Here is a 1,701-nt window from a genome sequence, read left to right as displayed (position 1 = left end):
TTAGAAATTCCAGAAAGTATCGATTTCCTCTCCAGACATATCCCAGACCACGTTGTGCGGAGCAATGGGTTCTTCAGCAAAAAATTCAGGCAGGCGATCATCCAGGTTGGTAAATCCGGCTGCCTGGTTAAAGGCTCTTTCTGTTTTCAGGATATACTGACCAAGGCTCACAACGTCATCTGCGGTCAAGGCAATACCAAAACGAGCATTGAGCATATCAATCAAAGACGGCAGACAGGTAGCATCGTCAAGAGCGGCAAAGGCGATGAACAGGCACATGCCGGTGGAGTCGATGGCAGCGGTCGCAATCTGCAGATTACGGGAAAGCTCTACCTGGCCCTCATGGGTCAATGGATCAACCGACCCACCGACACCAAGGATATTGGTTGCAATGGTGTAGCCCATGGTATGGTCGGCACCCTGGGTTGAGGTCGCATAGGTGATGCCGATACCTTTGATTGCACGTGGGTCATAGGCGGGAATTGCCTGATTTTTGACCACTGGTACCCGGGTAACGCCAAACGCTCTGCCCACAGAACCTGCGCCATTACCAATGATTCTGCCGAGTGGGGTGCCCTTGGCAATGTCTTCCTTGAGCATACGGCAGATACCTGCACCATCACCAAACTCAAGCACGCCGGCTTCCATGGCCACACCAAAGGCCACCGGAATCTCAATGGAATCCACACCGATGTCGTCCATCAGGTTGTCTGCTTCGGCAACGTAATCCAGATCATCCACGCAGCAGTCTGCACCCAAAGCCCAGATGGACTCGTATTCAAAACCAGAGGTGCGATATTGCTTGTCAGGACCATTGAACACCTGGGAGCATTTAATTACGCAACCTGGGTGACAGTTATGGGAAGGCTTGCCGCCACGCGCGACAATGGTGTCGTGCATGGTCTCACCGGAGATCTTTTCGTGCCCTTCAAATTGGCCGGTTGTAAAGTTTTTGGTCGGCAGTGCGCCTGCTTCGTTAATAATGTTGACTAGTACGTTGGTACCGTACTGTCCCAGAGCCTGGCTGATAGGATTGTCGATCAAAGCTTTGGCAAAGGCGCGGTTAGCTGTCTTGAAAGCCTCCGGCTCGGCAATTTCGACTTTACGGGTTGTTTCGGCAACGGAAATGAACTTAATTTTTTTAGAGCCCATAACTGCGCCCAAGCCGCCACGGCCATTGGAACGCATTTTGGAATCGGGATCTTTTACAGAGATATTGGCTGCAGCCAATTTCATCTCACCGGCAGGGCCGATGGTAATGACGCCTGTTTTTTTGGTAAACCGGTTTTCCACGGCCTCGGCCACTGCAAAGTTACCTTTGCCGATCAGCTCGGTTTCTTCATTGATGGTGATGCTGTCTTCACTGAGGTGCAGGTTGTACCAGGTGTCACCTTCAGGCATGCCTTCAATAATAATCGCTTTAACGCCGAGTCGTGCCAGCATCTGAGCAGAAGTTCCACCGGCATTGGCTTCTTTGATGGTACCGGTGAGCGGACTTTTAGCACCACAGGAAAGTCGACCGGAGTTGGCTGCAGTTGTTCCGGAAAGCAGCCCAGGAGCAAAGACCAGCTTGTTGTTTTTTCCCAGTGGATGACAGGTAGGCTCGACTTCGGCTGCAACGATGGTGGAGGTCAGGCCCCTGCCGCCATGTCCTGCCCAGTCTGCAGGCACATCTTCAATAGAAGTGCTCAAGTCGGTCAT

1 protein-coding gene is annotated in these 1,701 nt (G+C 52.1%); it reads right to left on the bottom strand.

Features of this window, described 5'->3' with window-relative positions:
• A partial coding sequence (locus JWH17_RS23130) for an aldehyde ferredoxin oxidoreductase family protein (RefSeq protein ID WP_205225067.1) occupies positions 1–1,701 on the bottom strand: 1,701 nt, incomplete at its 5' end.

It is taken from the genome of Desulfogranum marinum, assembly GCF_016918565.1.
GTDB lineage: Bacteria > Desulfobacterota > Desulfobulbia > Desulfobulbales > Desulfobulbaceae > Desulfogranum > Desulfogranum marinum.
The sequence above is the reverse complement of the archived record's forward strand: the minus strand, read 5'-3'. Positions and strand labels throughout refer to the sequence as shown.